Source organism: Rhizobium sp. C104 (assembly GCF_022354505.1).
Classification (GTDB): Bacteria; Pseudomonadota; Alphaproteobacteria; order Rhizobiales; family Rhizobiaceae; genus Rhizobium; species Rhizobium redzepovicii.
In genome coordinates this window covers 2,617,237-2,644,013 of sequence record NZ_CP092348.1, presented here as the reverse complement: position 1 = coordinate 2,644,013, position 26,777 = coordinate 2,617,237, and the positions used below count along the sequence as shown (strand labels likewise).

21 protein-coding genes and 1 pseudogene are annotated in these 26,777 nt (G+C 62.2%); 12 read left to right on the top strand and 10 right to left on the bottom strand.

Features of this window, described 5'->3' with window-relative positions; translation table 11 throughout:
* The first annotated feature begins 129 nt into the window (after positions 1-129).
* From MF410_RS14345 to ubiA, 5 genes are all read left to right on the top strand, one after another.
* Complete coding sequence (locus tag MF410_RS14345) at positions 130-2,439, top strand: Tex family protein (protein WP_097624046.1); 2,310 nt, start codon at positions 130-132, stop codon at positions 2,437-2,439.
* Positions 2,440-2,572: 133 nt separating this feature from the next.
* A complete protein-coding gene (locus MF410_RS14340) occupies positions 2,573-3,832 on the top strand; it encodes a cyclopropane-fatty-acyl-phospholipid synthase family protein (RefSeq protein ID WP_097624047.1) in 1,260 nt (419 codons plus the stop codon).
* A gap of 32 nt (positions 3,833-3,864) precedes the next feature.
* Positions 3,865-4,446, top strand: coding sequence for a histidine phosphatase family protein (locus MF410_RS14335; protein ID WP_097624178.1), 582 nt, complete (start codon positions 3,865-3,867; stop codon positions 4,444-4,446).
* A 146-nt stretch (positions 4,447-4,592) separates the two neighbouring features.
* On the top strand, positions 4,593-5,405 hold the full coding sequence (locus MF410_RS14330) for a MipA/OmpV family protein (protein ID WP_097624048.1): 813 nt from the start codon (positions 4,593-4,595) through the stop codon (positions 5,403-5,405).
* Positions 5,406-5,570: 165 nt separating this feature from the next.
* Positions 5,571-6,530, top strand: coding sequence for a 4-hydroxybenzoate octaprenyltransferase (ubiA, locus tag MF410_RS14325; RefSeq protein ID WP_097624049.1), 960 nt, complete (start codon positions 5,571-5,573; stop codon positions 6,528-6,530).
* Between the two features lie 80 nt (positions 6,531-6,610).
* On the opposite strand, the gene MF410_RS14320 is transcribed toward ubiA, so the two are convergent.
* A complete protein-coding gene (locus tag MF410_RS14320) occupies positions 6,611-7,177 on the bottom strand; it encodes a DUF6101 family protein (protein WP_012556768.1) in 567 nt (188 codons plus the stop codon).
* Between the two features lie 297 nt (positions 7,178-7,474).
* On the opposite strand from MF410_RS14320, the gene MF410_RS14315 reads away from it, so the two are divergent.
* Entirely contained in the window at positions 7,475-10,810 is a 3,336-nt protein-coding gene (locus MF410_RS14315) for a DUF1217 domain-containing protein (protein WP_097624050.1), read from the top strand.
* Positions 10,811-11,026: 216 nt separating this feature from the next.
* Here the strand turns inward: MF410_RS14315 and MF410_RS14310 are convergent, their stop codons facing one another.
* The 3 genes from MF410_RS14310 to MF410_RS14300 all read right to left on the bottom strand — a co-directional run bounded on the left by MF410_RS14310 (position 11,027) and on the right by MF410_RS14300 (position 14,171).
* Positions 11,027-12,463, bottom strand: a complete 1,437-nt coding sequence (locus MF410_RS14310; protein ID WP_097624051.1) for an FAD-binding oxidoreductase — start codon at positions 12,461-12,463, stop codon at positions 11,027-11,029.
* Positions 12,464-12,499: 36 nt separating this feature from the next.
* Entirely contained in the window at positions 12,500-13,474 is a 975-nt protein-coding gene (locus MF410_RS14305) for an L-threonylcarbamoyladenylate synthase (protein WP_239619828.1), read from the bottom strand.
* An 88-nt stretch (positions 13,475-13,562) separates the two neighbouring features.
* A complete protein-coding gene (locus MF410_RS14300; RefSeq protein ID WP_003588182.1) occupies positions 13,563-14,171 on the bottom strand; it encodes a DUF6656 family protein in 609 nt (202 codons plus the stop codon).
* Between the two features lie 403 nt (positions 14,172-14,574).
* Between MF410_RS14300 and MF410_RS14295 the strand changes: the two genes are divergently transcribed.
* Both MF410_RS14295 and MF410_RS14290 read left to right on the top strand, forming a co-directional pair.
* Positions 14,575-15,819: an aromatic ring-hydroxylating dioxygenase subunit alpha gene (locus tag MF410_RS14295; protein WP_097624179.1), complete on the top strand. Its 1,245-nt coding sequence runs from the start codon at positions 14,575-14,577 to the stop codon at positions 15,817-15,819.
* A 168-nt stretch (positions 15,820-15,987) separates the two neighbouring features.
* Positions 15,988-16,458 (top strand): BA14K family protein, encoded by a 471-nt coding sequence (locus tag MF410_RS14290; protein WP_131711363.1) that lies wholly within the window; start codon positions 15,988-15,990, stop codon positions 16,456-16,458.
* Positions 16,459-16,731: 273 nt separating this feature from the next.
* Here the strand turns inward: MF410_RS14290 and MF410_RS14285 are convergent, their stop codons facing one another.
* On the bottom strand, positions 16,732-16,995 hold the full coding sequence (locus MF410_RS14285; protein ID WP_097624054.1) for a DUF982 domain-containing protein: 264 nt from the start codon (positions 16,993-16,995) through the stop codon (positions 16,732-16,734).
* A 341-nt stretch (positions 16,996-17,336) separates the two neighbouring features.
* Entirely contained in the window at positions 17,337-18,332 is a 996-nt protein-coding gene (locus MF410_RS14280) for a transporter (RefSeq protein ID WP_097624055.1), read from the bottom strand.
* 222 nt (positions 18,333-18,554) lie between these two features.
* Between MF410_RS14280 and MF410_RS14275 the strand changes: the two genes are divergently transcribed.
* Together MF410_RS14275 and MF410_RS14270 are read left to right on the top strand one after the other, a co-directional pair.
* Complete coding sequence (locus MF410_RS14275; RefSeq protein ID WP_097624056.1) at positions 18,555-20,333, top strand: acyl-CoA dehydrogenase; 1,779 nt, start codon at positions 18,555-18,557, stop codon at positions 20,331-20,333.
* Between the two features lie 9 nt (positions 20,334-20,342).
* Positions 20,343-21,098 (top strand): crotonase/enoyl-CoA hydratase family protein, encoded by a 756-nt coding sequence (locus MF410_RS14270; protein ID WP_097624057.1) that lies wholly within the window; start codon positions 20,343-20,345, stop codon positions 21,096-21,098.
* Here MF410_RS14270 and MF410_RS14265 read toward each other — a convergent pair.
* Both MF410_RS14265 and MF410_RS14260 read right to left on the bottom strand, forming a co-directional pair.
* A complete protein-coding gene (locus tag MF410_RS14265; RefSeq protein ID WP_239619827.1) occupies positions 21,095-22,099 on the bottom strand; it encodes an MBL fold metallo-hydrolase in 1,005 nt (334 codons plus the stop codon). The two genes, MF410_RS14270 and MF410_RS14265, sit on opposite strands and share 4 nt — an antisense overlap.
* An 83-nt stretch (positions 22,100-22,182) precedes the next feature.
* A pseudogene (locus MF410_RS14260) lies at positions 22,183-23,002 on the bottom strand (oxidoreductase).
* An 86-nt stretch (positions 23,003-23,088) separates the two neighbouring features.
* On the opposite strand from MF410_RS14260, the gene MF410_RS14255 reads away from it, so the two are divergent.
* Positions 23,089-23,538, top strand: coding sequence for a helix-turn-helix domain-containing protein (locus MF410_RS14255; RefSeq protein WP_097624060.1), 450 nt, complete (start codon positions 23,089-23,091; stop codon positions 23,536-23,538).
* A 54-nt stretch (positions 23,539-23,592) separates the two neighbouring features.
* Here MF410_RS14255 and MF410_RS14250 read toward each other — a convergent pair whose 3' ends face one another.
* Both MF410_RS14250 and MF410_RS14245 read right to left on the bottom strand, forming a co-directional pair.
* The gene (locus MF410_RS14250; RefSeq protein WP_097624061.1) at positions 23,593-24,843 is read right to left on the bottom strand and encodes a class I SAM-dependent RNA methyltransferase; all 1,251 of its coding nucleotides are present in this window, start codon (positions 24,841-24,843) and stop codon (positions 23,593-23,595) included.
* Positions 24,840-25,625: a TlyA family RNA methyltransferase gene (locus MF410_RS14245; protein ID WP_239619826.1), complete on the bottom strand. Its 786-nt coding sequence runs from the start codon at positions 25,623-25,625 to the stop codon at positions 24,840-24,842. The genes MF410_RS14250 and MF410_RS14245 overlap by 4 nt, the downstream gene beginning before the upstream one ends.
* Before the next feature lie 92 nt (positions 25,626-25,717).
* On the opposite strand from MF410_RS14245, the gene MF410_RS14240 reads away from it, so the two are divergent.
* A complete protein-coding gene (locus MF410_RS14240) occupies positions 25,718-26,701 on the top strand; it encodes a DUF4424 domain-containing protein (RefSeq protein ID WP_097624062.1) in 984 nt (327 codons plus the stop codon).
* The last annotated feature ends 76 nt before the right edge of the window (positions 26,702-26,777 follow it).

Below are 26,777 nucleotides of genomic sequence, written 5' to 3'. Positions count from 1 at the left end.
GGGGGCTACGCGGCGCAATGCCGATGATCCCCCAATCCAATAACTTCCGCTGTGGAAACCACAGTCGGGCATTGCCTTGCCGCTTTTCGCCGCTATGGTCCCGCAACTTTCGTCGAAATAGGAAATCCTATGGCCGCTGACCTCCGTTTTCTCGCAGCCCGCATCTCGGCCGAAATCAACGCTCGTCCGGAACAGGCCAAAGCCGCCATCGAGCTGCTCGACGAAGGCGCCACCGTGCCCTTCATCGCGCGCTACCGCAAGGAAGTGACGGGCGGGCTCGACGATACGCAGCTGCGCAATCTCGCCGAGCGGCTGGTCTATCTGCGTGAACTCGAGGCCCGGCGCGCCGCGATCGTCGAATCGATCACCGGCCAGGGCAAGATGACCGACGAGCTGATGGCGAAGGTTTCAGGCGCCGAAACCAAGGCCGAGCTCGAAGACCTCTACCTGCCCTACAAGCCGAAGCGGCGCACCCGCGCCGAAATCGCCCGCGAACGCGGCCTCGGGCCGCTTGCCGAGGCGATCCTTGCCGAGCGCGGCCGGGAACCGGCGGCGCTTGCCGAAAGCTTCGTCACGGCTGATGTGCCCGATGTGAAGATGGCGCTCGAAGGCGCGCGCGACATCATCGCCGAAGGCATTGCCGAAAATGCCGATCTGCTCGGCAGATTGCGCGCCCATATGCGCCAGGCGTCGCTGCTGAAGGCCAAGGTCGTCGACGGCAAGCAGGCGGCGGGCGAAAAATTTTCCGATTATTTCGACCATTCCGAACGCTGGGCGACCGCCCCCGGCCACCGCGCGCTCGCCATGCTGCGCGGCTGGAACGAGGAGGTGCTGACGCTGACGATCGAGGCCGACGCCGAGACCGCCTCGCCGAACAAGCCGGTCGAACGCATGATCGCTGCGGCCTATGAGATCGGCGCAAGCCGCCCCGGCGACCGCTGGCTGATAGAGGTCGCGAGCTGGACCTGGCGCGTCAAGCTTTCCATGTCGCTGTCGCTCGACCTGATGCGGGAGCTGCGCGAGAGGGCCGAAGAGGAGGCGATCCATGTCTTCGCCCGCAATCTCAAGGACCTGCTGCTCGCCGCCCCCGCCGGCTCGCGCGCCACCATGGGTCTCGATCCCGGCATCCGCACCGGCGTCAAGGTCGCCGTCGTCGACGGCACCGGCAAGGTGGTTGCGACATCGACGGTCTATCCCTTCCAGCCGCGAAACGATGTGCGCGGCGCCCAGATCGAGCTCGCATCGCTGATCCGCAAGCACAATGTCGAGCTGATTTCGATCGGCAACGGTACCGGCAGCCGCGAGACCGAAAAGCTGGTGGCCGACATGCTGGCCGAACTGCCGGCGCCGAAGCCGACCAAGGTCATCGTCTCGGAAGCCGGCGCCTCGGTCTACTCAGCCTCGGCAACCGCAGCGGCCGAGTTTCCCGATCTCGACGTGTCGCTGCGCGGCGCCGTCTCGATCGCCCGCCGTCTGCAGGATCCGCTCGCCGAACTCGTCAAGATCGAGCCGAAGTCGATCGGCGTCGGCCAGTATCAGCACGATGTCGACCAGCAGAAGCTGTCGCGTTCGCTCGATGCTGTGGTCGAAGACGCGGTGAACGCCGTCGGCGTCGATCTGAATACCGCCTCGGCGCCGCTGCTGTCCCGCGTCTCCGGCCTCGGGCCCTCGATCGCCGACGCCATCGTCCGCCACCGCGACAACGAGGGCCGCTTCGAGACGCGCCGCGATCTGTTGAAGGTTGCCCGCCTCGGCGGCCGCACCTTCGAGCAATGCGCCGGCTTCCTGCGCATCCCCAACGGCAAGGAGCCGCTCGACGCCTCCTCCGTTCACCCGGAGGCCTATGGCGTCGCCAAGAAGATCGTCGCCGCCTGCGGCCGTGACCTGCGCGCATTGATGGGCGACAGCGCCATGCTGAAATCGGTCGATCCGCGCCAGTTCATCGACGAGAAATTCGGCCTGCCGACCGTCAGGGACATCATCTCGGAACTGGAAAAGCCTGGTCGCGACCCGCGTCCGAGCTTCAAGACCGCCACCTTCGCCGAGGGCGTCAACGAAATTTCCGACCTGAAGCCCGGCATGATGCTGGAGGGCACTGTGACAAACGTCGCCGCCTTCGGCGCCTTCGTCGATATCGGCGTGCACCAGGACGGTCTGGTGCATGTGTCCCAGCTTGCCGACCGCTTCGTCAAGGATCCGCACGAGGTGGTCAAGGCGGGAGATGTCGTCAAGGTGCGGGTCGTCGAGGTCGACGCCAAGCGTAAGCGCATCGCTCTGTCGATGAAGCGCGACGACGGTTCTGCAGCGCCGCCGCCGCGTGGTGATTCTCGCGGAAACCAGGGCTCGCGGCCACAGAACGAGCGCCGGCCTGCCGCTCCCAAGCCGGAGAGCCAGGGTGCTTTTGGCGCGGCACTGGCCGAAGCGATGAAGCGAAAATAAGGGTTTAGCCTGTATTTCGGCAAAAATGCAACAGTTTGGCAACGTTCTGAACGGAGTGCTAAATCCGGCGCTTGTAAGGCGAAGGAGAGTTATTAAGTTGATGTGACCATCCTGTCACATTTGCGAGGCGTCCATGGCGTCGGCTTTCCTTTCGATCGTCCAGCAAATCATCCGCAAGGGTTCGTTGAAACTTACCCTTGCCAATGGCGACACTTATTTGATCGGCGACGGTAGCGGAGACATGGTTGCCGCCCGCCTCGCCGATCAGGAGGCCGAGGACGCCATCCGGCGCGACCCGACGATGAAGCTCGGCGAGATGTATATGCAGGGCCGGTTCATTCTCGAAGAGGGCAATATCTACGATTTCCTGTCGATGGTGAAACAGAACACCACCAACGAGATCTTCGATTTCAAGATGGCAGCACTGCTTCTGGGCCGAATTGCCTGGCAGCAGCTGAAGAGCCGCGTGCCGGTCAATCGCAACAAGCACAATGTCGCCCATCATTACGACCTGTCAGCCAAGCTCTTCGATCTCTTCCTAGATGAGGACTGGCAATATTCCTGCGCCTATTTCGAACCCCCGGGCATCGGGCTCGACGAGGCGCAGCTCGCCAAGAAACGCCATATTGCCGCCAAGCTCCTGCTCGAGCCGAACCAACGCATCTTGGAGATCGGTTCCGGCTGGGGCGGCATGGGCATGTACCTGACGGAGGCGACCGAAGGCGCCGAATTCACCGGCATTACGCTCAGCGAAGAGCAGCTCAAGGTTTCCCGTAGTCGCGCTGAAAAGCGTGGCCTTGCCGAGCGCGTGCGGTTCGAGCTGCAGGATTACCGCACCCTGACGGGCAGAAAATTCGACCGCATCGTCTCGGTCGGCATGTTCGAGCATGTCGGGATCGGCAATTACCCCAATTTCTTCCGCAAGGTGTCGGATCTGCTCGACGACAACGGCGTCATGGTGCTGCATTCGATCGGCCGCCCGAAGCCGAGTTTCGGCACCAATGCCTTCATCGAGAAGTATATTTTCCCCGGCGGTTATATCCCTTCGGTCGGCGAAGTCTTGCCGCCGCTCGAAAAGGCCGGGCTCCTGGTCAGGGATGTCGAAATCCTGCCTTTGCATTATGCCTATACGCTGCGTCACTGGCGCGAGCGCTTCGTGGCCCGCAAGGCCGAAGCGGTGGCGCTTTACGACGAGCAGTTCTTTCGCATGTGGGAATTCTACCTGGCCGGCTCGGAAATGGGTTTTCGCTGGGACGAGCTCTTCATCCTGCAGATCCAGATCGCCAAGAACCAGTTCACCGTTCCCGACAACCGCAATTACATCGCCCGCAACGAAGCCAAGCTGAAGGAATTCGAGGCGAGGCGCCCGCCGTTGGAAAAGGTGACCTTCTGAGCGGCAGCCGGACGCGATGAAAGGACATGCCGATGAGCAGTGCGTTTCCCGAGATCTACCTGGTTCGGCACGGAGAAACCGAATGGAGCCTGTCCGGGCGCCATACCGGCCGCAGCGATATCCCGCTGACGGCGAATGGTGAGGCCGCCGCCCGCAAGCTTGCCGAGCGACTCGCCGGCCACGCCTTCTCCGCCGTCTGGTCGAGCCCGTCGGCGCGTGCCCGTAAAACCTGCGCGCTCGCCGGCTTCGGATCGGGCGCGGTGATCCGCGACGATCTCGCCGAATGGGACTATGGCGCTTATGAAGGCGTCACCACGAAGGCAATCCTGGCGGAGCGCCCCGGCTGGCAGCTCTTTCGCGACGGTTGCCCGAATGGCGAAACGGCGGCCGACGCCGGCGCTCGCGCAGATAGCATCATCCACGCGCTTCGCGAGGCGGCGGACAGCATCTTGATCTTTTCCAGCTCGCATTTCCTGCGCGTGCTCGCCGCCCGCTGGCTCGGCCTGCCGCCGGAAGGCGGCGCGCATTTCGTGCTGGATACGGCCAGCATCAGCGTGCTCGGTTACGAACACGATCTGACGGAACCGGTCATTCGCCGGTGGAATCAGAGATAGGATGCCATCAGCCGTGTGGGGCCGACGACATGACTTTCATTAGCGCCCTTTGTCCCCCGTGGTTAACATTGGGGTAACGACCCCACTATAAATGTAACCGTCGCCGCTCTCCGCGGCTTTGTTTTTGCGTTTTCTGGAGTGCGGACGTGTCTCATCGATCAGTCGTATCGATCTCTTTGGCTATTGCCTTTTTATCTTTCGGTTCAGCGGCGGCGCAGGAAAGCGGCCAGCATTTCTGGTCGGGCGACTGGTATCTGAACGTCGGCGTCGCCGGCTTCTCGGCGCCAAAATTCGAGGGCTCGTCGCACAATGAATTCAAGTTCAGCCCACTGATCTCGGTCGGCCGCCAAGGCGCCGGCCCGCGTTTTTCATCGCGCAACGACAATCCCTCCTTCGCCCTGATCGACAAGGGCGCCTTCCGCGCCGGCATCGTCGGCAAGTTCGTGCCATCGCGCGACGAGGGCGACGGCCATGAGCTGAAGGGCTTGAGGAAGGTCAAATGGGGGGCTGAGGCCGGCGGTTTCCTAGAAGTCTACCCCACCGATTTCCTGCGCGCCCGCGCCGAAGTCCGCCAGGGCATCCGCTCGCATGACGGCGTTGTCGCCGATCTGGCGATCGATGCCTTCACCGATATCGCGCCCGACCTGCAGCTGTCAGGTGGCCCGCGCGCGACATTTGCGACAAGGGGCTATTACGACGCCTATTATGGCGTCAGCGCCAAGCACGCCGCCGAAAGCGGCCTTGATCCTTACAAGCCGACGGCGGGCATGCAGTCTTACGGCGCCGGCGCAGCACTGACGTGGAAGGCGACCGAAAATCTCTCGGCAAGCTCCTTCCTCGAATATAAGCGGCTGGCCGGTCCCGCCGCCGACAGCAGCCTGGTGCGCGACCGCGGCTCCAAGAACCAGGTCCTGATCGGCGTCTCGGCGACCTACAAGTTCAATTTCTCCCTGCAGTGATCCAATGCATGTCGCCCGGAAGTGTGCAGCGGTTCCGGGATAACGACATGCATTAAACATCCAATGCATGTCGCCCAGAAGTGTGCAGCGGGTCCGGGATAACGACACGCATAAGACAAGAGATCGCTTCTTGACCGGATCGCCGGCCGGTCGCTAGATGGCGGCATGCAAGATACCGGCGACTTCCACGATCGCGTTTCCGACGCACCTTCCGATAACTGGGTCTACCGGATCCTGCCGCCATGGCTCTGGCCCTATGCACAGCTGGCGCGATGGGATCGCCCGATCGGCTGGCAGCTGCTGATGTGGCCGTGCTTCTGGTCGGCAACCCTTGCCGCCAATGCGGCGATCGGCGAGGGGCTCTATTCCGGCAGCCTGCTGGTGTCCCACCTTTTGCTCTATTTCATCGGCGCCGTGGCCATGCGTGGCGCCGGCTGCACCTATAACGATCTTGTCGACCACCAGATCGACATGGAGGTGGCCCGCACGCGCTCGCGTCCGCTTCCCTCCGGCCGGGTGACGCGCGCCCACGCGAAGATCTTCATTGGCCTGCAGGCCCTCGTCGGGCTTTTCGTGCTCTTGCAGTTCAACTGGTTCACCGTCTTCCTCGGCGTGCTCTCGCTCGGCATCGTGGCGCTTTATCCCTACGCCAAACGCTTCACCGACTGGCCGCAATTCTACCTGGGGCTTGCCTTCTCCTGGGGCGCGCTGATGGGCTGGGCCGGCATTTTGGGCGGCCTCTCCTTTGCCGCTGTCCTGCTTTATGCCGCCTCGGTGGCCTGGACGATCGGTTACGACACGATTTACGCCCATCAGGACAAGGAGGACGACGAGCTGATCGGCGTCCGTTCCACCGCGCGCCTGTTCGGCGACAGGACGCGGGTATGGCTGATCGGCCTCTATGGGCTGACGCTGGTATTGATGTTTGCCGCTTTCGCGCTTGCCGGCGCCAATCTGATCGCTTTCCTGGCCCTGTTCGGGGCCGCCGGCATGTTCGCCTGGCAGATCGTCCGGCTCGATATCAATGATGCCGCCCAATGCCTGGCGCTCTTCAAGTCGAACAATCGCGTCGGCCTGATCATCTTCTTCGGCCTCTTCGTCTCGCTGCTCTTCGCCATTCCCTGAATGGGGCGATGCGTGAAAAGACAAACCCGGCGCGGGCGCCGGGTTTCAAATGCGTGCGAAACGAAGTGTCGCGAAATCGCTCAGTTGCGGGCGATGATTTCCTTGCCTTCGATCTTCATGGCGACGCCGAGCCGGCCGGTGGTGCGGCGCACGAGGAAGCGCGGGCGGCGGTTGGCGAAGTAGGAATGGCGGCGGCGCGGTTTGAGATCGCTGGTGCGCAAGCCGCCGATATGGTCTTCGAGCGGCCGGGCGACGCCGTCGGCCTCGACCATCAGCATCGGAATGCGGAATGCTTCCGACCAGCCGCGCCAGTCGGCGGCGATATCGCTGAGATCATGGGCGACGAGCAGCGGAATGCACAGTTCCGGATCGGCATGATGGAGTTCGAGGGTGACGGTAACCTCGCCGTCGCCATGGTCGATGGCGCGGGCGGCGACACCTTGGAAGACGCGCTTCGGCAGCGCAATCGAGAGCGGCAGGCCGCTGGAGGGGAGGACCTTGCGCAGGACCGCGCCGCGTTCGTCTATGGTAATATTCACGTCATCCGAACAATCATGGATGGCGTAGCTGACCTGCTGCGGAAAGCGGGACGGATCGAGGCGTAACGTCGTACCAGCCCAGGCGGGCTTCATTACGGGATTGTTCATGTCATTCTACCCTTGTCTTACCTGAGAGCCGATTTCCGGTCTTCTCCTTGGGACTTTTCGTCCTCTATGGCCGACAATAGGGGCCTGCCGTTCCGTACAGCTTAAAAATTGCGGTTAAGAAAACTTTGCGTCCTCTGATGGTTATCAAAACCGAATCCGGCAGGGTTTCCGGAAGGTGAACGCCATGCTGTGCTGAAGTGATGCATCCTGAGGTAAGGCTCAGGTAAGTTTTTCGTGGCAAAATATGCTTACCAGCAGTTCGTTCTTTTAGAGATTTTGCCGAAAAGGGCGCATTTGATGATTACGGCCTCCCTCGCTTACACGATCCTGTCGAAGGATATGACGTCGAGCCTGAACAAGGTCGCGTCGCAGGCGACGGTCAAGAAGGACGCCGAATACTACGCCGATCATATCAACAAGGTCACCTCGGTCGACGACTTCCTCGGCGATTACAAGCTCTACAGCTATGCGATGAAAGCCTATGGTCTTGAGGATATGACCTATGCCAAGGCCTTCATGAAGAAGGTGCTGGAAAGCGATCTCACCGACCCCAACAGCTACGCCAACAAGCTCTCTGATACGCGCTATCGCGAATTCGCTTCCGCCTTCAATTTTAATGCGCCCGAGAAGGACGTGCAGACGGACGCGCAGGAGGACGATCTGATCGGCCTCTACAAGCAGTCCTTCATCGATGCCGACAAGGCGACGTCCGCAGAGAGCACTTATTACGGCAATAATATCGACAGCGTGACGACCGTCGACGATCTGGTCAACAACACGAGGCTTCGCACCTACGTGCTGAAGACGTTCAACATCGATCCCACCTATGCGTCGAAGGATTTTCTGCGCCAGGTGCTGACGAGCGATCTGAGCGACCCCACGAGCGTCGTCAACACGCAGGGCGGCGACAAGTACAAGGCGCTTGCCGCCCAGTTCAGCTTCAACGCCGACGGCACGGTTACCGGCACGGCCCAGACCGCGGCGCAGAAGGCTTCGGTCATCGAAACCTACACGCTGAATTCCCAGTCGGTCATCATCGACAATTCGGTCGGTTCCGACGTCGTCTACGTCAACAAGACGGCGGCCGACTATAACCAGGCCTATTATACCGCCAAGATCGGCACGATCACCAATGTCGACGACCTGGTCGCAGACAAACGTCTGACCTCCTACATCAAGACCGCCTACAGCATGGGCGCCGATTTCACCGCGGCAGCACTGCGCACGGTCCTGACTGACCCCGGCTATGCCCAGCTGATGGGCTTTACCAATGTCTACAACGCCTTCAACTTCAAGGCTGACGGCTCCACCTCGAGCACGGCGCGCGTCCGGACGCTCGATCAGGCAAACAAGCTGTCGTCGGCGGCGTCGCAGACTGCCAACTACTACAAGGTGACCTCTCAATCGAGCGGCATCACCAATGTCGACGCCCTGCTCGCCGACGGAAACATGGCGCGCTACATCAAGGATGCCTATGGTCTCGGCACGGATTTCAGCAATGCCGATCTGAAGAACATCCTGACCGACTCCGCCTATGCCGCCGCGCAAGGCCATGCCGATCTCAACGCCGATTTCAACTTCCAGCCGGATGGCTCGATCAACGGGTCGGTGATCCAGACGGACACGCAGCGCAAGTCGACCACCGACAAATCGGCGGCGAACGCGGCCCACTTCAACGCCATGATCGACAGTGTCACCAGTGTCGACGACATCATGTCCGATCCCGTTGCGGTCAGCTATCTCAGAACCAGCATGCAGGTCGCCGACAGCGTCTCCGATGCGACGCTGAGGACCTTCCTCGTCGATCCCGCCGCTGCCAGCGCCCAGGGCTATAGCGACGTCCACGATCTCTTCAATTTCAAGACGGACGGTTCGATCGCCACCCTCTACGCCTCGCAGACGGCCGCGCAAAGTGCCAGCACCGCCAGCAAGGCCGACAATGCTGCCGTTTATTACCAGGCGACCATCGCAGGCATCGCCAATGTCGATCAGCTGCTGGCGGACCAGAAGCTGAACAATTTCGTGCGCAACGCCTTCGGCATCCCATCCACCGTTACCGACGTCGCTCTTCGCAGCATCCTGACCGATCAGAGCGGCACCGGCACCTATGCCGACGTCGCCGCCGCCTTCAATTTCAAGGCCGACGGCTCTCTCAAGGACGGACTGGCGGCGCAGACGGACACCCAGATCCGCAACACGAAATTTGCCGCCGGAGCGCGCACCGACGACTATTCCGCCCGGATGGCGACGATCGCCAATGTCGACGATCTCATCGCCGATCCCGCCATCACCAATTTCCTGAAGAGCACCTATAATCTGCCGTTGAATATCTCGGACGCCGACCTGAAGAGCTACCTGACCGATGCGACGGCTGCCTCAGCCGCCGGTTATGCCGATCTCAACGCCGATTTCAACTTCGCCGCCGATGGATCGCTGCCGGTTGTAAGCTCGGTCCAGACGGCCGATCAGGCGCAGACCACCAATGACAATTATATGGCGCGCTATGACGACGAGCGCGAAGAGGCGATCGACGAGGTTGCTTCCAACTACTCGAGCATGATGGCCGACAGTACGAGCCTGCTCGATACTGCCGAGATCAAATCCGTCAACGATTTCCTGCGCACCAATGCCACAGCCGATTTCAAGAAGAGCAACGACAATCTGCCGGATCCCTATCATGTGGCGCTGCAGGCCTTTGGCCTGACCGACCAGGACGTGCCGCGCTCGATGATGCGCAAGATCCTGACGAGCGACGCCTATGATCCGGACGGCTATATCGCCTCGCTGAAGGACGAACGCATCACCAATCTCGCCCGCGCCTTCAATTTCGGCCCGGACGGCAAGGCGGCATCACCCTTCCAGGCGCTGCCCGACGCGACCATGGCCAAATACGCCACCGACTACAAGGCGCATATGACCATGCTGCTGAAGGCCGGCCCGGTAAAGGACAAGGCATCGAAGGACGCGACTGCCGAAGTCGACTATTTCGCCAAGGGCATGGCCAAGGTGAAGTCGCTCGACGATTTCCTCGACGACAGCCGCCTGACGGATCTGGTGCTGAAGGCCAACAATCTCGACCCGAAGGATTACGACAAGGCGACGCTGAAGAAGATCTTCACCTCCGATCCCGACGACAAGAAGAGCTACCTGAACGCCAAGGCCGATGCGCGCTTCCAGGATATCGTCGCCGCCTTCAACTTCGACAAGGACGGCAATCTCACCCGCGCCAAGATGGGCACCATCCAGAACAAGGCGGCCGAGGAGCACACCCAGGAGCTCTACGTCCAGCAGACGATGGAAGCCCAGCAGGGCGAAAGCAACGATGGCGTGCGCCTGGCGCTCTATTTCAGCCGCAAGGCCCCGAGCATCACCTCGATCTATTCTATCCTCGGCGACAAGGCGCTCTATCAGGTCATCACCACAGCTTACAGCCTGCCCTCGCAGATGTCGGGCATGGATGTCACCAAACAGGCCGACCTCCTCAACCGCTTCGTCAAGCTCGAGGATCTCCAGGATCCGAAGAAGGTCGACAAGCTGCTGCGCCGCTTCACCGCCATGTACGACGTCCAGAACGCCACCCAGCAATCGCCGGCGCTGCAGATCCTGACCGGCGGCGGCACGCAGTCGTCCTAATTGCTAGTCAGTTTCAATGATTTGCCCCTCACCCTAACCCTCTCCCCGTAAAAACGGGACGAGGGGACGTGCCCCGCGCCACTTTGGTGAGGAACGGAGGGGTTGCGGCAAGTCCCCTTCGCCCCGCAAGCGGGGTCCGAAGGACGGGTCGAGACCCGTGGCTCGACCCCGGTCGGTGCCGGCAGGCGGATGAGGGGCTCTCCCCGTCCGCCACCCTCAAACCTCGAGGCTGACCACCTTTCCCGGGTTCATGATACCAGCCGGATCGAAAGCCCGCTTGATGCGGCGCATCAGTTCGATTTCGATTGCCGGGCGAATCGCCGCCAATTCGTCGCGCTTCAGCTGGCCGATGCCGTGTTCGGCCGAGATCGAGCCGCCATGCGCCAGCACCAGCCCATGCACGATGTGGTTCATTTCGCGCCAGCGGCCGATGAAGGCGGCCTTGTCGGCGCCGATCGGCTGGGAAATATTGTAATGGATATTGCCGTCGCCCATATGCCCGAAGGCGCAGATGCGGGCTCCGGGCATTGCCGCCAGGACCGCTTCCGCGGCCTCGGCCATGAAATGCGGGATCCGCGACACCGGCACGGAAACATCGTGCTTGATCGACCCGCCTTCGGGCTTCTGGGCATCCGACATGCTTTCGCGCATGTGCCAGATTGCTTGCTGCTGCGCCACCGATGAGGCGATCGCCGCATCGAGCACCAATCCGGCCGAAAAACCCTGTTCGAGCACGCCGTTCATCATCCGCTCCGCCGTCTCGGCCGAGTCAGACGTCGAAATGTCGATCAGCACATACCAGGGATAGGCCGCGTCGAGCGGATCGCGTGCGCCCTCGATATGGCGGGTGGTGATTTCGACGCCGAAACGCGGCATCAGCTCGAAACCGGTGAGCGAGGTGCCGCAGAGGCTGGAGGCTAGGTTGAAAAGCGCAAGCGCATCCTCGACCGAATTCAGGCCGGCGAATGCCACCTGATGGCCGAGCGGCTGGGGAAACAGCTTCAGCACAGCGCCGGTGATGATGCCGAGCGTGCCTTCGGCGCCGATGAAGAGGTCGCGCAGATCGTAGCCGGTATTGTCCTTCTTCAGGCGGCGTAGGCCGTCCCAGACCTCGCCGGTCGGTAGCACCACTTCGAGGCCGAGACAGAGCTGGCGCATATTGCCATAAGCCAGCACCGCCGTGCCGCCGGCATTGGTGGAAAGATTGCCGCCGATGCGGCAGGAGCCCTCGGAACCGAGCGACAGCGGAAACAGCCGCCCATGCGCTTCGGCCGCCTTCTGCACGTCGGCAAGAATGGCGCCGCCGTCGGCGACCAGCACGTTCGCCACCGGATCGACGTCACGGATCCTGTTCATGCGCTCGAGCGACAGGATGATATCGGACTTGCCGGCGCGCGGCGTCTGGCCGCCGACAAGGCCGGTATTGCCGGTCTGTGGCACGATCGCCGTTCCGGTCTCCGTCGCAAGCTTCATGATAGCAGAGACGTCCTCGACCGAGCCGGGTTTCAGCAGGAGAGGGGAGGAGCCGTGATAGAGGCCGCGGTTTTCGACCAGGTGCGGCGCAAGATCGGCCTCGCCCCGAAGCGCGTATTTATCGCCGACGATGGCTGCGAAACGGTCGAGAAGTTCGGTGGAAATGCCGGTGCTGCTCATCGGGGTCGGTCTCCTCGGTCGATTTGATCGGGTCTGTCAGTCGCGTGGCGCCGCCGCCCGCTGCAGGCGGTCGTTGATCGCTTCGCCGAGCCCCTCTTCGGGAATGGCCGAGAAGGCGATGCTCGAAGCCCCGCTGGCATCGGCCCGCTTCATATAATCGAAAAGATTGGCCGCCGCCTCGGCAAGGTCGCCGCGCGGGCTGAGATCAAGCACGATCCGGGCGCCGTTTGTGCCGGAGATTGCCGCGCCGCCGAAGGCGATCAGCGCTTCGCCGGGTTCGACCCTCGTCGCATCGAGACGCACGGAGGCGCCGGGCGCATAGTGCGAGGCAAGCATACCAGGTGCTTCGATCGCCGCCGATGCCGTTTTCGCCCTGAGCAGCGGCCGGCCTGCGACACGCTCGATCTCGCGTGCTGCCAGGCCGCCGGGCCGCAGCAGCCTTACCCGGTCGCCCTCCACCTTGACGATCGTCGATTCGACGCCGACGGTGCTTGGCCCCGCATCGAGGATCAACGGGACCTTCGCTCCGAGATCGGCCTCGACATGAGCCGCACTCGTCGCGCTGATCGCGCCTGAGGTATTGGCGCTGGGGGCTGCGAGCGGCCGCCCGAAGGCGCCGATCAGGGCGCCCGCAAAACCTTTCGGCACGCGCACCCCGACGCTGTCGAGCCCGGCGGTCGCCAGCGAATGGATCGGGCTTTGCGGTTTCAGCGGCAGCACCAGCGTCAGCGGGCCGGGCCAGAAGGCTGCGGCGAGCGCCCGCGAGACAGGATCGAATTCGGCATGCTCTTCGGCCATGGCAAGATCGGCCATATGGCAGATCAGCGGGTTGAAACGCGGCCGTCCCTTGGTTTCGTAGATGCGGGTGATGGCCGCCGGATTGGTGGCGTCGGCGGCAAGGCCGTAGACGGTTTCGGTCGGAATGGCGATGGCAAAGCCGTCGGCAAGAGCGGCTGAGGCCGCTTCAAGTGCTGCCCGCCTGTCTGCCTCTATATCGATGATGCGTGCCATGTGCTGCCCGATGCTTTGGTCCCGGCAGTCATTAGGCTTTCCGCTGCCTGCGATCAATCGCGATGTTTGCCTCACCCATCGGTGGGCGTCACAGCTGGCGGATGATTTCGCGCAGCTGTTCGTTACGGGCGCCAAGCAGAAGGATGTTGCGGATTGCCGCCTGCGGATCATGGGTGCGGAACAGCAGGCCGTTGCCGCGCACCGACCGGTCGATGGTCATCTTTTCCTGGGAATTCTCGCCCGCTTTGATGGCGACGGCGAAATACATGCGGGAATAACCGACATCGATCCGTTCGAAGAAGTTGTCGTTCTCGCCGATGTCGGAATAGAAATTGGCGATGTAGAAGGCCCAGCTGACCTCTTCGTAGTGAGCGAACTTCGTTCGTGCTGCGGTGACGTGGCAATAGCCGAGATGCGGGCTGTCCTCCAGCGTCCGATGGAAGATCATTTTCGGAAACTGGATCGAGTGGTGAAAGCCGTTGATGTGCTGATGCGTCTTCTCGCCGGCCACCTGCAGCTTGCGGCCGGTTTTGGCGGCGACCTCGTCATGGGTGAAATAGCGCTTTTCCTCGGCCAGCCAGTGCCGTCGCTCGCGGGGAATGCGGCCGGTGCGCAGGAATTCGGAATGCGCGGCAACCAGCTGCGGCTCCTGCGATCTGCTTGCATCTTTCGCGTCGAAATAACGGAGTTTGGCCATGGTTCGCGTTCTTCGGTCGGTCTGAATCGACAGTAGGATAGGGCGGTATGCTTAAGGCGATGTTAAAATCACCCGGCAGCCGGCCGGCCAAAAGGCAAATGCCGACAGATGTCGCAAACGCGACGGACTTCTATCCCGGCCGGCTTACCTCTTACGCAGCGGGTCTTTACGCCATGTCGCAATTGACGATAATTGCTGCAGAGTTGGCAGATGCGATCGACCTAGACGGGTCGCTTGCATCCTGTCGTCAATTTCGAAGCCGATGTCGCATTACAACCGAGCGGCAGCCAGCCCAGATGATTAAATGGCTGCCATGAACAATTCTCCCGAAGGAGAAGGAAGCGGGCGCGCTTCCGCCGGCCTTCTGCGTAAGGGCGGCAACCGGGTGCACGAGGACATGAAGATGGATATTCGCAGCAACGTTTTGCGTCAGCTCAAGAACCGCCGGGAGGGCTTCAGCCTCGAACGGCCGTTCTATATCGACGAGGACTATTTCCAGCTCGACATGGAGATGATCTATTATCGCGACTGGCTGTTCATCGGCCATGATTGCGAACTGCCGAAGCCGGGCGCCTATTTCACCGTCCAGATCGGCACCTATCCCGTCGTCGTCGTCCGCGGCCGCGACAATGTCATCCGCGCCTTCCACAACAGCTGTCGTCATCGCGGCTCGCGCGTCTGCACCAAGGAGCACGGCTCCTCCGTGCGTCTCGTCTGCCCCTATCATCAGTGGACCTACGATCTCGAAGGCAAGCTCGCCTTCGCCCGCCACATGGGCGATGATTTCGACAAGACCGGCTTCAACCTGAAGCCCGTCCATTGCGAAGTCGTCGCAGGCTATGTCTTCATCTGCCTTGCCAACACCGCTCCGGACTTCCAGCCGGTGCGCGACAAGATCGAGCCCTATGTCGCGCCGCACCGGATCAGCGAGAGCAAGGTCGCCTTCCAGAGCACGATCATCGAGAAGGGCAACTGGAAGCTCGTCTGGGAAAACAACCGCGAGTGTTATCACTGCGCCGCCAATCATCCCGAACTCTGCCGCACCTATCCCGAAGCCCCGAGCGTCACCGGCACGGATGGCGGCGCCGACGATCCGGAGATCGCCGGCCATTGGGCGCGCTGCGAGGCCGCCGGCCTGCCGAGCAAATTCCAGATTTCGCCGGACGGCCAATTCCGCACCGCCCGCATGCCGCTGATCGAAGATGCCGAGAGCTACACCATGTCGGGCAAGCGCGCGGTCAATCGTCCGCTCGCCGACGATATCTCGATCAGCCATATCGGCACCATGCTGCTCTTCCACTATCCGACGACGTGGAACCACCTGCTTGGCGACCACGCCATCTCCTTCCGGGTACTGCCGCTCAGCGCCAACGAGACGGCGGTGACGACCAAATGGCTCGTCCACAAGGACGCCGTCGAAGGTGTGGATTACAATCTCGAGGAACTGACCCACGTCTGGACCGAGACCAACGACCAGGATCGCCGCATCGTCGAAGAGAACGCCTTCGGCATTCACTCTCCGGCCTATGAACCCGGCCCCTATTCTTCCCTGCACGAGGGCGGCGTCATGCAGTTCCTCGAATGGTATTCGAACTTCATGGTCAACCGTCTGCAGGGCGATCAGGCGAAAATCTCCGCCGTGGCCTGAACACACGTCGGACGTGAGGCATTGAAGGTGGTTCGCCCCGGTTAATGCCCGGTTCAGATCGATTTCTTTAAAAATACGAAAGCAGCCGGGCCCCGGCCGCTTTCGGAACCATTCCGGCACGAAAGCGTTGCTGAGCAGGCGGTTATCGCTGCTGAATGGGAGAGAAGAATGTTCGGTTTGAGTAACAAGATCGCGACTGCAGTTCTGGCTGCCGCCGTGGTTCTGACAGGCTTCGTGCCGTCGCAGGCAATCCAGATGCCGACCGCCCCGCAGGTGGAAAAATCCTCCACCGTCGAGAACGTTCAATACCGCCGCTACTATCGCGGCGATTATTACCGGCCAGGCTATCGCCCCGGCGCTTATTACCGCCCCGGCTATTACGGCGGATATCGCGGATATTCCTATTACCGCCCGGGCTATCGTCACTACAACGGCTATTGGTATCCGCTCGCCGCCTTCGGCGCCGGCGCGGTCATCGGCGGCGCCGTTGTCGCCCAGCCGCGCTACGTCGCCCCCGCGCCCCGCATGGGTTCAAGCCACGTCGCCTGGTGCGCCAGCCGCTACCGGTCCTATCGCGCCTACGACAATACGTTCCAGCCCTATAACGGCCCGCGCCAGCAGTGCTATTCGCCGTATTGAGGTGAGGTAGGGCAAGCGCGACGCCAGTTGCTTCGGCCGAGGAGTTGGCCGGAACATCACCCCGCCTCCCGTCATCCTCGAGTCAAGCCCGAGGATGACGGGGGATGGGGGAAGCTCTGCGCCCAATTCCGCGAGATATCCGGGTCAGAAGCGCCCGTGGCCCGAGATGCGATGCGCAGGGACTCAGCAATCACTCATGGACCTGCGCATGCAGCGGAACGAGAGGGCGCTGGCATGAAAGCCCGTGGACCATTTCATCGTCGGCTGCGAAACTCAATGAACGGCAGTAATCACCGAAATGCCAGCTTCGTCGGCGGCACGGATGAGCGCTGCTCGCGCGTCCTGCGCTGAAATTTCCCCATGGATCGCAGCCCGGCACGCCCTGATCGCAATCAGATATTCGTCTCCATCGTCGATTGGCCAGCCAACCGTCAGCATCTCGGCAGCCTGTACGAGGCTTGCAACAAGCTTGTATTTTTCCGGCCCACTCACAACGAGCATCAGAGGGACAAACTCTTCGGATATGCACCATTCCATGACAATTGGTCTCCCCACGGTAAATGTATTAGTAACCGTGCAAGAACCGTTCCGGGCGAGGCGGCGGCATGAAACAGCTCACTCCTGAGCGTCGACCGCGGGATTGCCCACTATTGTGGAGGCTAAACATCAAGGGACGAAGCCTCAAATGAACGACCGGGTTGATGGTCGACAAAAGGGCCTTCACCCTAACCCTCTCCCCGTAAACGGGGAGAGGGGACGTGCCCTGCGAGACGTTAGCGAGGAACGGAGAGGTTGCGGCATATCCCCTTCGCCCCGTTTACGGGGAGAAAGTGCCGGCAGGCGGATGAGGGGCGGCAGCGCCCACCGCACTTCTCACATCAAAGAATATCCACCCGCCGCAGCAGCCACCAGGCAAAGGCAATCGAGGCGACGATGAGGGCGACGGCGTATTCGGTGCCGTAGTCGCCGACGGCGAAGGGCAGGTTGGCGGTGTTCATGCCGAAGAAGCCGGTCACCAGGGTCGGCGGCAGCAGGAAGGCCGTCATGATCGATAGCAGATAGAGGTGGCGGTTGGTTTCGGAGGATTGTTTCGAATCGATTTCTTCGTGCAGCAGGCGCGCCCTGTCCTGCAGCGCATAGATGTCGTGATCGACCGTTTCCAGCCGGCTCGTCAGCCGCCGCGCCACGTCGTCGAAGCCGAAGGGCATCTCGTCCTCGTCGGTTGCCGAGGCGCGCCGCATCAGCGCCAGCACCGTGCGCAGATGCCGATGCAGTCTGACCACGGTTCGCCGCACCGGCGCCAGCCGCCGGCGTTCGTCGCGCGGCGCATTGTCGTAGACGAAATCCTCGATCAGGTTCAGCTCGTCGGTGAGCTCGATGACGATCGCGATCAGCGTGCGCTGAAACTCGATCACCAGCAGTTCGAACAGATCGACCGGCCGCGAGAATTTGCCCGGATTCTTTTCGATCAGCGCCCGCGCCCGCTCGACGCTACGCAGCGGCTGCAGCCTGGTGGTGATGATGAAGCGGTCGGACATGGCGAAATGCAGCCAGCCGAGATTGTTGGTATCCTCAGCGAAATCGCGCTGGCAGTCGACGAGCGTGCCGTAGAGCATCTGCTCGTCGACGGTGATGGTCGCATGCGTGTCGCGCGTCGTCAGCGCCGATTTCGCGTCCTCCGTCAGCCCGGTGAGTGTGTCGAGCAATGCCGGCACACGCGCGTCGACAAGGTTGAGGTGCAGCCAGTAGAAACAATTGTCGGCGGTCAGATCCGCCACCGTCGCACTGTTGTTCAGCCGCACTGCGGTCTTTTCATCCGGGGAGAAGCGATAAGCCCAGACGAAACCGGGTATGTTGACGGGCAATGTATCCATTGGTCGCCGATCCTTTGCGAAGGCGATGTCGTTTTCAGAGGTTCCCCCCTAGAGAGTCTTCATGACGGCTATTTGTGCGACGGTGCAAGAGCTCGGCGCCGTTTCAGTCGAATTATGGCATGGCAGACCGGCAAATCGAAATTGACGTTTACGTAAAAATCAATTAGCCCTTTGCCCCGGAGGGCTTTGCGCGGGATGCAGGCCGGTCCTGCGGAGGAAACAATGTACAAGGCGCCCGTCGAGGAAATCGCGTTCACGTTGAAGCATGTAGCCGGCATGGGCGAAGCGATTTCACTAGGGCTTCTCGGCGATCTCGGCGAAGATCTGGTCGATGCCGTCCTCTCCGAGGCGGGACGGTTTGCCACAGAGGAAGTGGCGCCGCTCGCCGACATCGGCGACCGCCAAGGCGCCCGTCTGGAAGGCGGCGAGGTCAGGCTACCGGATGGCTGGCGCGATCTCTACCGCAGCTGGATCGCCGGCGGCTGGAACGGTCTGACGGCGCCCGAAGCTTTCGGCGGCCAGGCCCTGCCGCATATGCTGAACGTCGCTGCGCTGGAAATGTGGAATTCCGGCTCCATGGCCTTTGCGCTCGCCCCGACGCTGACAATGGGCGCGATCGAGGCGGTCAGCACCCATGGCAGCGCCGCGCTGAAGAAAAAATATCTGGAGAAGATGGTCTCAGGCGAATGGACCGGCACCATGAACCTGACGGAGCCGCATGCCGGCTCCGATCTCGGCGTGCTCAAGGCCCGTGCAGAGCGCCGCGCCGACGGCAGCTATCGCATCTTTGGCCAGAAGATCTTCATCACGTGGGGCGAGCATGACGCGGCCGACAACATCATCCATCTTGTGCTCGCCCGCCTGCCGGATGCGCCGGCCGGCACTCGCGGCATCTCGCTCTTCCTGGTGCCGAAATTCCTGGTGAACGAGGACGGCTCGCTTGGGCCCCGGAACGATCTCTTCTGCCATTCGCTGGAGCACAAGCTCGGCATCCACGGCTCGCCGACCTGCACGATGATCTATGGCGACGGCCGGTTCGGCGACGAAAAGGGGGCCGTGGGATGGTTGATCGGCGAGGAGAACAAGGGCCTCGCCTGCATGTTCACAATGATGAACAATGCGCGCCTGGCCGTCGGCATGCAGGGCGTGGCGATCGCCGAGGCCGCCACCCAGAAGGCTGTCGCCTATGCCAAGGAACGCACCCAAGGCAGGGCGCCCGGCTGGAGCGGCGCCGGCATGAGCCCGATCGTCGAACATCCCGATGTCGCCCGCATGCTCCTCACCATGAAGGCGCTGACCCAAGGCGCGCGCGCCATTTCCTATGCCTGCGCCCACGCGATCGACATGTCCCACCGGGCCGGCGACGTCAGCCGCCACTGGCAGGAGCGCGCCGCGCTTTTGACCCCGATCGCCAAATCCTTTTCGACCGATGCCGGCGTCGACGTCGCTTCGCTTGGCATTCAGGTGCATGGCGGCATGGGCTTCATCGAGGAGACTGGTGCGGCGCGTTACCTGCGCGACGCGCGCATCGCGCCGATTTACGAGGGCACCAATGGCATCCAGGCGATCGACCTCGTCACCCGCAAGCTGCCGCTCTCCGCCGGCGAGCAGGTGAAGGGTTTCATCGCCGAGCTGAAGGAGATCGCCGATAGCGCCCGCCGCTCCAATCTCGATGGTTTCGGCGAGACATCAGTCAGGCTCGACGCAGCAATTTCAGATCTCGAAGCGGCGACTGGCTGGCTCATGAAGATGCTTGCCGACGGCAAGGCGGCCGAGGCGCTTTCGGGCGCGACGCCCTATCAGCGCCTGTTCGGCCTCGTGCTCACCGGCTGCTATCTCGCCAAGGGTGCTCTCGCCGAAAGCGGCGATGGCAGGGGCGAGGGCCGCATCGCGCTCAGCCGCTTCGCCGCCGAAAACCTGCTTGCCGAGACCGCAGCCCTTCGCGACCGCGTCGTCAATGGCGCGGCAAGCCTTGCCGCCGCCCGCATCCTGCTTGCCTGAGGACATCCAATGACCGATCACATCATCGTCGAGCAGCCTTCCGCACATCCCGGCGTCCAGATCATCCGCTTCAACCGGCCGGAGAAGAAGAACGCCATCACCCGCGCCATGTATCGTACCATGGCCGATGCCCTGAAATCGGCCGATGCCGATACGACCATCCGCGCCACCGCCTTCCTCGGCACCGAAGGCTGCTTTTCCGCCGGCAATGATCTCAACGATTTCCTTGCCGCCGCAGTCGGCGGCGGCGGCCTTGAGCAGGAGATCCTCGATTTCCTCTATGCCCTGGTGAAAGCCGAAAAACCCGTGATCTCCGGCGTCGACGGTCTGGCGATCGGCATCGGCACGACGATCCACCTCCATTGCGACCTGACGATCGCCTCGAGCCGCAGCCAGTTCCGCACTCCCTTCGTCGATCTGGCGCTGGTGCCGGAGGCGGGGTCCAGTCTCGTTGCGCCGCGCCTGATGGGCCACCAGCGCGCCTTCGCCCTGCTGGCGGCCGGTGAAGCCTTCTCGGCTGAAGAGGCCAAGGACGCCGGTCTGATCTGGAAGGTGGTCGAACCCGGCGAGGTCGATATTGTGACGCTGGCGACTGCCGCTCGGCTTGCCGCCAAACCGCCGGAAGCGATGCGCATCGCCCGCGATCTCGTCCGCGGCGACAGGGACGAGATCATCGCCCGCATCGACGAGGAGGCCCGCCACTTCTCCGCCCGTCTGAAAAGCGCCGAGGCCCGGGCCGCCTTCGAAGCCTTCATGCATCGCTAGAGCATGGGCACATCGAAGACCTCGCCGGCCCTGAGCGGCCGGAACCGGTCCGCGGCAATATTGTGCTCGCCCATTGCCTCTTGCAACGCCCTTACCGGTGCGTCGACCGCTTCATCCGTCAGTTGGAACGTCGCGAAGTGATGCCCGGCCACATAGGCCGCATTCGCCAGCTTCATCCCCATCACCGCTTCCTGCGGATTCTGGTGCTGGCCTTTCATGAACCATCGCGGCTCATAGGCACCGAAGGGTAAAATCGCCAAGCGAAAGCCGCCATGCCTCTGCTGTGCCGCCTTGTAATTGACGCCGTGATGAAAGCCCGTATCCCCGATGTGATAGATCTTTCCGGCCGGGGTCGAGAGGACGAACGCTGCCCAGAGCGCCATCCGGCGATCGGCGCCGCCGCGGGCGGACCAATGATGGGCGGGTTCGGCATCGATGCTGATTCCGGCGTGCGCGATGCGTTCGCCCCAGTCCATCGATGTCGTCTCCATATCGGGCACGGCGCGGCGGATGATCGTGTCGTTGCCGAGTGGCGTCACCACATGCGGTCGATGCTTTGCATGCAACTGCTTGAGCGTTGCGATATCGAGGTGATCATAATGATTGTGCGAGATCAGCACGAGATCGATCGGCGGCAGATCATCGAACGCAATGCCCGGCTGGACGACGCGTTTGGGTCCGGCAAAGGTGAAAGGGCTGACGCGCTCCGACCACACCGGGTCGGTGAGAATATTGAGCCCGGCGACCTGCACCAGCATGGTTGCATGGCCAACCATGGTCACCCGCAGATCCTCACCGTCGACACGTGTATCCGGCTTGGCCGCCGCGTATGGACTTGGGACCGATTTCGGCCAAGGCTGGCGGCCGCCGCCGAATTGCCACCGCAGCAAATCGCGAAAACCAAGCGGCTCGATACCGTCGGGATTGAAGAAATGCGTGCCGTCGAAATGATCGGACACCGGGCCGTTATAATAGGGATTGCGTCGTTTGGTCTTGCGCATTCGGAAGCGGTTTCCTTCGCCTGGAACAGGTTCGGATTTTAGGCCAGGTCGACCGGGATCTGAACCTGTTCCAAATTAAAGACTCACAAGGAGGCAGGAAACTCGTTGACCTTGCGCAGGAGGCTGTCGACCAGCCGCTCCGGCAGGAAGCGGCGAAGCGAGCGGACCTGGCGCGACTGCTTGCCGGCGGAATAGCGCAGCTTCGGCTTCTTGGCGGTTGCGGCTTTCACGACCATGTCGGCGACCACCTGTGGCGCGTCGCCCGTCTCCATCCACTTGCGCATCAGAGCCTCGCTCCGGGTCCGCTCCGAGTTCGTAGACGGGAAGAGGTTGATCGACGCGCGTCAGGTTCTCCTCGAAGGATGTCTTGGTGATGCCGGGCTGGACGAGAACGACACGGATGCCGAAGTTGCGCACTTCATGGTCGAGGGATTCGGAATAGCCCTCGATCGCATGTTTGGTCGAGGCATAGAAGGCGTTGTACGGGGATGGGATAAGTCCGAGGATCGAGCTCATATTGATGATCCGGCCGCTCTTCTGCTTGCGCATGATGGGCAGCACGGCATTGACGACGCGGGCGACGCCGAAAAGATTGACGTCGAAAAGGCGCTGGGCCTGGTCGATCGACGATTCTTCCGCGCCGCCGAGCAGGCCGATCCCGGCATTGTTGACGACGAGGTCGATCCGGCCGGCCTGTTGCATGATCTCGGCAATCATCGCCTCCACCGAGGCCTTATCCGTCACGTCGCAGACCAGCATGGTAATCCCGGGCTTGCCGGCAACCTGTTTGCGGCTGGTCCCATAGACGCGATAACCGGCTTTCACCAGGGTTTGGGCGGTGACAAGGCCAATGCCGGAGGAAGCACCGGTGACCAGGGCGATGTTTTTGGTTCTGTCGATCATGCTGTCAGCTCTCATTTGAAGTGGATCATTGGCTGACGCTGTGTTACTATCTTTTAGATATCATGTCACTATCGAAAAGATACCTAATGAAAAATACTTCGATCCTCCAGTGCCCGGTGGCCCGCGGTCTTAAGTCTGTGGGCGATGCGTGGAGCATTCTGGTCTTGCGGGACGCCCATACCGGCCTTACCCGGTTCGACCAGTTCAGGAAGAGCCTCGGCATCGTCCCGACCATGCTCACCAAGCGCCTCAAGGCGCTGACCGACGATGGCCTGCTGGAAAAGCGCCTCTATTCCGAGCGACCGCCCCGCGAGGAGTACGTGCTGACGGAAGCAGGCCGGGATTTCCTGCCGGTGCTGATGATGATCGGGGCGTGGGCGCACCGCCACTGCGACGGCGAACTCGCCCGCTATGTCGATGTCGAAACGGGCTCGGAGATCGAGCCGATCGCCATCGATGCGGTGACGGGTGCAAAACTCGGAACCCGGGCAATGCGGCTGAGTGCTGGTCAAGAACAAGAATCCGGCGACCAATAGAGAGGGGGCGTCGCCCCTCGACATTGATACGGAGGGAGCAGCCGACGGCAGCCCCTATTTCTCCAGCGTCGCCACCACCTCGACATGCGAGGTCCAGAGGAACTGGTCGATCGGCGTCACGCCGGTGATCCGGTAGCCGCCCTCGACGAGGATCGCGAGGTCTCGCGCCAGCGTCAGCGGATTGCAGCTGACGGCGGCGATCTTCTTCACGCTCGAGCGGGCAAGCTCCTTGCACTGGAACTCGGCGCCGGCGCGTGGCGGATCGAAGACGACGGCGTCATAGGGCTTGAACTCCTGCGTCATCAACGGGCGGCGGAAGAGATCGCGCTTCTCGATGCTGACCGGTTTCAGCCCCTGCGTGTTGCGGGCGGCATGGTCGAGGGCGGCGAGCGCCTTTGCCTCGGCTTCGACAGCATGCACGCGGCCGACACGCGCCAGCCGCAGCGAAAATGTGCCGGCGCCGGCAAAAAGATCGGCGATCCTTTTGGCCTTGCCGGCATGGGCAAGCACCAGCTCGGCCATTGCCTCTTCCGCCGGCTTGGTTGCCTGGGCAAAGCCGCCCGGCGGCGGTGAAACCTGGACGCCGCCGAAATCAATCAGCGGCTTCGACGGCTCGATGAGGATTTCGCCGTTCAGAGAAACACGGGCAATGCCGCGCAGGCTGAGCACGGTTTCGACCGCCTTGCGCCGCTGCGGGTCGGAGAGCTTCTTCACCTCGTCGACCGCAATGTCGAGGCCGGACAGCGTTTCCAGCACGGAGACGCGGAAGGGTTCGGCATTGGTCGCGAGTGCTGAAGCAATCGCCCGGATCGCCGGCAGCCGGGCGACGATCCCCGCCGACGAGATCGGACATTCCTCGATCGCGACGATATGATGGCTTTCGGCCTGGTTGAAACCGATCAGCATGTCCTTCTCGGTCTTGCGCGCCGCAAACACCACGCGTCGGCGCTCGCCCGGCCGGGCCGGCACGATCTCGCCGACATCGGGCGTCAGCCCCTTCGATCTGAGTGCATCGATGACCAGCTGTCGCTTGAAGGCGCGGTAGGGGCTATCGGTCATGTGCTGCAGCGTGCAGCCGCCGCAGGTGCCGTTGACGCCATCCGGACCGAAATGCCGGCAGGGCGGCTCCTGCCGGTCGGGCGAGGGTGTCGTGATCGACATGATCGTGCCCTGGCTTTTGACGCGGGCGATCGCCACGGTTTCTCCGGGTAGCGAAAACGGCACATAGATTGGCCCGCCGGCGCTGCCGGCAATGCCGTCGCCCTGGGCGCCGAGCTTTTCGATGGTGACGGTTTCGGTGCTCACGGTTTCGATCCTGCCAGAAGATATTCCTGATTGCCGTCGCCGCCAGCAATCGGGGAGGGGATGAGGCCGAGGCTTTTCCAGCCCATATCCTCGATGAACCAGCGCTCCAGTTCCGCAGCGACGGCGGGCGCGGACGAGGGGTCCTTCAACAGTCCGCCTTTGCCGATCGCCTCGCGCCCCGCCTCGAACTGCGGCTTGACCAAGAGCACGGCGACCGCACCCGCTTCGGCGATATCGAGAGCCGGCGCCAGCGCCAGCTTCAGCGAGATGAAGGAGACGTCGGAGACGAGGAATGTGGCGGGCTTGCCGATATCCTCGGCCGTCAGGTGGCGGGCGTTGAGGCCTTCCTTGTTCGTCACCCGCGGATCGGCCGCAATGCGCGGATGCATCTGGCCATGGCCGACATCGATCGCCGTGACATGCGCGGCGCCGCGCTGCAGCAGCACCTCGGTGAAGCCGCCGGTGGAAGCGCCGATATCAAGACAGCGATGGCCGGCGGGATCGAGCCGAAAATGCTCGAGGGCGCTAGCAAGCTTCAATGCCGCGCGCGACACATAGTCCTGCGCCGGATCGTCGATCTCGATATTGGCGTCGTCGCCGATGAGCGCGCCGGCTTTCGTCACCACCTGGCCGGCGATCCGGACGGTGCCGCGTTGCACGGCGTCGCGAGCCCGCGAGCGGCTGGCGAAGAGGCCGCGGGAGACGAGAAGTTGGTCGAGGCGTTGGCTGTTTTGATCGGACATCGGCTGTGAATGACCGGCAAAGCCGCCGGTTGCAAGCATTTTGTTCCAGACAGCGTCATTGACCCTCGAAAGCTTTCGGCGATAATCCTGCCGCGGCGATTACGGGGCGGCCGCAGGCACGGGGGTGTTTTATGCTGAAGCTCTTCACTCTTCTTGTCGCGGCAGGGATCGCATCGCCGGCGCTGGCAAACGATACCATGGCCGAGGTCAAGACCGGCGGGCTGATCTTTGCCCAATCCGACGATGTCAGCATGGTGCAAGAGGATCTCTTCATTTCCGCTTCTGAGGTGCGGGTCGATTACGTGTTCGAGAACACGTCCGACAAGGATGTCGAAAGCCTGGTCGCCTTCCCGATGCCCGACATATCGGGTCAGATGGACAACAACTCCGCCATCGCAGATTATGACAGCGACAATTTCCTGCATTTCTCCACCGTGCAGGACGGCAAGCCGATCACCGCCAAGCTGCAGCAGCGTGTCGTCTCGCTCGGCATCGACGTCACCGACGAACTCGCCAAAAATAACATTCCGGTCCTGCCCTACAGCGACAAGACCCGCGACGCGCTCGCCAAACTTCCCCAGACCATCCGGAAGGATTGGATCGCCCGCGGCCTGATCTATCCGATGGCAGAGGCCGATCTGGTGCCGCTCTGGACGCTGCGCTCGACCTATTGGTGGCGCACCACTTTTCCCGCGAAGAAGAAAGTGAGCGTCGAGCACCGCTACCAGCCAGCCGTCGGCGGCACCGTCGCCATCAGCTTTCTCGAAAACGGCCAGCCGAAGGGCGAGCGCTTCGAGGAATATTCCCGCAAATACTGCCTGGACGCAGACTTCGTCCGGGTCGCGCAGCAGCGTGCCGCGGAAGCCGAGACGAATGGCGCCAACTACACCGAAAGCTGGATCTCCTATGTACTGTCGACCGGCGCCAACTGGGCGGGGCCGATCCGGCGCTTCCAGCTGACGATCGACAAGGGCAAGCCCGGCAGCCTCATCAGCTTCTGCGGCAGCAATGTCGAGAAGATCGGCCCGACGACCTTCCGGATGACAGCAGAGGATTTCGATCCCGCCAAGGACTTCGACATTCTGATCCTCAATCCGCCGGAAACCGCACAATAATCCGCAGGCTCCGCCGCTGTTGCGCCGCACAAATTTAAACATATTTAAAGCCTGCCCATATAGGTTCAGCGCGATT

Coding starts and splice junctions, on each gene's coding strand:
- MF410_RS14315 (WP_097624050.1), top strand. CDS start 7,475: ATGATTACGGCCTCCCTCGCTTACACGATCCTGTCGAAGGATATGACG.
- MF410_RS14345 (WP_097624046.1), top strand. CDS start 130: ATGGCCGCTGACCTCCGTTTTCTCGCAGCCCGCATCTCGGCCGAAATC.
- ubiA (WP_097624049.1), top strand. CDS start 5,571: ATGCAAGATACCGGCGACTTCCACGATCGCGTTTCCGACGCACCTTCC.
- MF410_RS14295 (WP_097624179.1), top strand. CDS start 14,575: ATGGATATTCGCAGCAACGTTTTGCGTCAGCTCAAGAACCGCCGGGAG.
- MF410_RS14285 (WP_097624054.1), bottom strand. CDS start 16,995: ATGGAATGGTGCATATCCGAAGAGTTTGTCCCTCTGATGCTCGTTGTG.
- MF410_RS14245 (WP_239619826.1), bottom strand. CDS start 25,625: ATGCTTGCAACCGGCGGCTTTGCCGGTCATTCACAGCCGATGTCCGAT.
- MF410_RS14340 (WP_097624047.1), top strand. CDS start 2,573: ATGGCGTCGGCTTTCCTTTCGATCGTCCAGCAAATCATCCGCAAGGGT.
- MF410_RS14310 (WP_097624051.1), bottom strand. CDS start 12,463: ATGAGCAGCACCGGCATTTCCACCGAACTTCTCGACCGTTTCGCAGCC.
- MF410_RS14240 (WP_097624062.1), top strand. CDS start 25,718: ATGCTGAAGCTCTTCACTCTTCTTGTCGCGGCAGGGATCGCATCGCCG.
- MF410_RS14290 (WP_131711363.1), top strand. CDS start 15,988: ATGTTCGGTTTGAGTAACAAGATCGCGACTGCAGTTCTGGCTGCCGCC.
- MF410_RS14265 (WP_239619827.1), bottom strand. CDS start 22,099: ATGCGCAAGACCAAACGACGCAATCCCTATTATAACGGCCCGGTGTCC.
- MF410_RS14275 (WP_097624056.1), top strand. CDS start 18,555: ATGTACAAGGCGCCCGTCGAGGAAATCGCGTTCACGTTGAAGCATGTA.
- MF410_RS14335 (WP_097624178.1), top strand. CDS start 3,865: ATGAGCAGTGCGTTTCCCGAGATCTACCTGGTTCGGCACGGAGAAACC.
- MF410_RS14280 (WP_097624055.1), bottom strand. CDS start 18,332: ATGGATACATTGCCCGTCAACATACCCGGTTTCGTCTGGGCTTATCGC.
- MF410_RS14305 (WP_239619828.1), bottom strand. CDS start 13,474: ATGGCACGCATCATCGATATAGAGGCAGACAGGCGGGCAGCACTTGAA.
- MF410_RS14255 (WP_097624060.1), top strand. CDS start 23,089: ATGAAAAATACTTCGATCCTCCAGTGCCCGGTGGCCCGCGGTCTTAAG.
- MF410_RS14270 (WP_097624057.1), top strand. CDS start 20,343: ATGACCGATCACATCATCGTCGAGCAGCCTTCCGCACATCCCGGCGTC.
- MF410_RS14300 (WP_003588182.1), bottom strand. CDS start 14,171: ATGGCCAAACTCCGTTATTTCGACGCGAAAGATGCAAGCAGATCGCAG.
- MF410_RS14320 (WP_012556768.1), bottom strand. CDS start 7,177: ATGAACAATCCCGTAATGAAGCCCGCCTGGGCTGGTACGACGTTACGC.